We start from the raw sequence: 3,062 nt of genomic DNA on the forward strand, positions 1-3,062 counted from the left end.
GCTCGATGCCGTCGACCTCGACCAGGCCGTTCTTCAGCAGCCGGGACATGGTCGAGTAGACCTGTCCGTAGTGCAGCGGGCGGTCGTGGCCGAAGCGTTCGTCGAAGGCCCGCTTGAGGTCGTAGCCGTGCCGCGGGCCGGCTTCCAGGAGTCCGAGCAGGGTGTGGCTGATGGACATGCGAGCGACTATACATCAGGTGTATACACCTGATGTATAGCTGCGCGGGGGGCGGCGATCGGCCGTGCGCTCGAGTCGGCCCGGGGAGGGCTGAGCGCGCGGCGCCCTTGAGTCGGCCCGGGGGGCGGCCGACCGCGCGGAGCCCCTCAGCCGGCCCGGGGGACGGCCGGCCGCGCGCGGCCCTCAGCCGGTGCCCCGCCGGCCGACCGGCCTACCAGCTGTGCTTCGTGCCCTCGTCCCCCACCCCGTAGGTCTTCCGCTGGAGGTCGCGCACCGCCTTGTTGGCCAGGTCCCTGTCGGACTGCCCGGGGTGTTCCCTCTTGGCCATCTCGAACCCCCGCTCGGCCATCTCGGTGATGTCGTCACCCCGCTCCTCGAGCCACTGACGCTTGTCCTGGTCCAGGTGCTGCATGAAGTCGCCCATCATCGGGGCCTTCCGTGCGGTGGGTAGGCGTGCGGGGTGGCCGGGAGAGGTACGGTCACCCCGCCTTCCACCGTTGTCCGCCGTGCGCCCGTGGGCACCCTGAGTAGGCCGAATGGGTGAGGCATCCTCCCCTGCCACTCCCTGGCGCGCGTCGCTGACCCGCGCCGATGCCCCCGGGTGGCGGAGGGCCGGGGGCCGGGGTCCGGATCGGGGCGTCAGCGCGCCCGGACTCAGTCCCGCGCGAGCCGGCCCTCGGCCGCCGGCGCCAAGGGGCGACCGCGGGCGGCCAGGCGATCGGCGACGCAGGCGGTGATGGCGGGGACGACCCCGGTCATCTCCGGGCGCCAGCCCGGCACCGCGTTCACCTCGCAGACGGTGTACCCGTCCTCGCCTGCGAACAGCAGGTCCACCCCCGCTATGTCCAGGCCCAGGGCGCGGGCCGCGCGCACCGCCAACTCCTCCGCCCGCGGATGGCGCCCCGGGCACCGGTTGGCGGCGCTGCCCTTGGCGATGTTGGCGGCGAGGGCGCCGTTGCGGGAGGAGTGCAGTACGGCGTCCACCGGTTCGCCGTCCACCACGACCACGCGCAGGGTCCGGCCGTGCGAGTGGGCCACGTACTCCTGGAACAGGAACGGCGCCTCCTGCGTGAGGCTGCCGGCCACCCCGCGGAGCATGTCCGCGTCCGGGGCGAGGAAGACCTGCCCGCCCTTGGTGCCGACGACGGACTTCACCACGCACGGCGGGGCCGTGTCGGTGCTGTGGACGACGCCCTCCATCGGGGCGGTGGCGTAGGAGACGGTGTCGGGCACCGGCACCCCGGCCAGGGCGAGTTCCTGCGCCTGCCAGAGCTTGTTACGGGCCTTGAACTGGGCGTCCACCGCGTTGACGAGGATGCTGCCCATGGCCTCCAGATGCCGCATCAGCGTCACCTCGCGGTCGACGTGCATGAAGCCGGGCACCTGGCGTACGCACACCACCGCAGGAGCGGCCAGGTCCAGGCCGCCCAGCGTACGCAGCACCAACCGCCCGCCCCGCACGCCGAAGAGCAGCTCGTCGCTGTGCCACACCGCGAACCGGGGGCCGTACGCCTCGGCCAGCGCGTCCGCCAGTTCGCGCGTGGACCGGCGCAGTTCCGTCGGCCGCTGCCGCACCAGCATCCACACCTCGGCGGGTGCCGGGACCGCCGGCTGAGCGGGGTGCTGGGTGACCACTTCGGCTCCTCACCTCTTCACGGCCCAGCGGGCCGTCGACCCGGCCAGTCTCGCAGCTCCGTGATCCGGGTGTCACGGAGGGTGGGCAGGCGGGCGGACCTCTTCAGCGGCGCCTCCCCGCAGGGTCGATGGCCGACGGTCACCCGCAGGACGCCGGAGGGGGCGCGGTCACCCCTCCGCCGACGGCTCGTGCTGAGCCTGCGGTACGGGCACCGGCGCCAGGCGTTTGCTGCGGCGGACCTGCTCGCGGATGTGGCGGCGCAGCATGGCCGGCGGCATGGCCCGGTAGTACGCGCGGGGGCGGGGGTCGGGATCGTGGCGGTGCCGCCTGGGCCGGGTGAGCCGGGGCAGGAAGGCGTTGCCGAAGAGCGCCAGGGTGGGGCGGTCCGCCTGGGCCAGCTCGGCGTCCAAGTCGCCGAGGACCCGGGCGTACAGCGCGCGTTGGGCCTCGGCGGCGCCCCGCGGCCCGTGCAGGACGGCCTGGAGGCGCAGGGTGTTGAAGGAGCCCTCCGCCAGGTCGGACGCGTAGGTGACGCAGTCGGCGGTGATCTCGTCCCGGGCGAAGACATGACCGGCCAGGCGCAGGAACTCCTCGTGGAGGGGCAGATCGGCGAGGTGGTGGGCCAGGCGTACCAGGAAGCGGATGTGGGAGGAGCGCTGGTAGCAGGTGGCGTGGAGGAGATCGGGGGTGAGGGGTTCCAGGCCGCCGGCGATGCGGGTCTCCAGCTCGAAGTAGTCGGCCAGGGTGTCGAGTTCCCCGGCCAGCGCGGAGTCGTCGGCGAGCCGGTAGGCCCCGAGGATGGCGTCGATGCCCTGCCGCCAGGTGGTGTCGGCGGCGGTGCCGTGGCGCTGGTGGTCCTCGAAGCTGAGGTCGCCGCGGTAGACCAGGGCCTCCACGTGCTGGAGGGCGGGCCGCAGGCAGTTGGCGGCGCGGGCCGGGCTGCCGAGACGGATGGCCAGGTCGATGGCGGTGTCGGTGATGGGCATGGCCTTGAGCTGGTGCTGGAAGGTGATCGCCGTGTGCTCCCAGGCCGGCTGCTCGGCCAGCGCCAGCGGCCCGCGCACCAGGTCCCTGGTCCGAACGATGGCGGTGTGGACGGTGGTGGTCATGATGGGCGCCCTCCTCAAGGGTGCTGCTGGAAGGGATTGTGCGTGCGGTGCCGGCGTTCCATGCGGGGCGGGCGCGGCGCATTGGGGCTCCTGGTGGTACGCCCGCACGCCCGCCCACGGCCCGGGCCCCGCGATGCCC

4 protein-coding genes are annotated in these 3,062 nt (G+C 73.6%); all 4 read right to left on the reverse strand.

Translation table 11 applies throughout. From position 1 onward, the window contains the following. A partial coding sequence (locus E4099_RS30815) for a PadR family transcriptional regulator (protein WP_135342395.1) occupies nucleotides 1-178 on the reverse strand: 178 nt, incomplete at its 3' end. A 211-nt stretch (nucleotides 179-389) separates the two neighbouring features. After that, a complete protein-coding gene (locus E4099_RS30820; RefSeq protein ID WP_135342396.1) occupies nucleotides 390-605 on the reverse strand; it encodes a hypothetical protein in 216 nt (71 codons plus the stop codon). A 227-nt stretch (nucleotides 606-832) separates the two neighbouring features. Next, on the reverse strand, nucleotides 833-1,813 hold the full coding sequence (locus tag E4099_RS30825; RefSeq protein ID WP_245245327.1) for an ATP-grasp domain-containing protein: 981 nt from the start codon (nucleotides 1,811-1,813) through the stop codon (nucleotides 833-835). 168 nt (nucleotides 1,814-1,981) lie between these two features. After that, entirely contained in the window at nucleotides 1,982-2,923 is a 942-nt protein-coding gene (locus E4099_RS30830) for a hypothetical protein (RefSeq protein WP_135342397.1), read from the reverse strand. Between the last annotated feature and the right edge of the window lie 139 nt (nucleotides 2,924-3,062).

Source organism: Streptomyces palmae (assembly GCF_004684805.1).
Classification (GTDB): Bacteria; Actinomycetota; Actinomycetes; order Streptomycetales; family Streptomycetaceae; genus Streptomyces; species Streptomyces palmae.

Coding starts and splice junctions, on each gene's coding strand:
- E4099_RS30820 (WP_135342396.1), bottom strand. CDS start 605: ATGATGGGCGACTTCATGCAGCACCTGGACCAGGACAAGCGTCAGTGG.
- E4099_RS30830 (WP_135342397.1), bottom strand. CDS start 2,923: ATGACCACCACCGTCCACACCGCCATCGTTCGGACCAGGGACCTGGTG.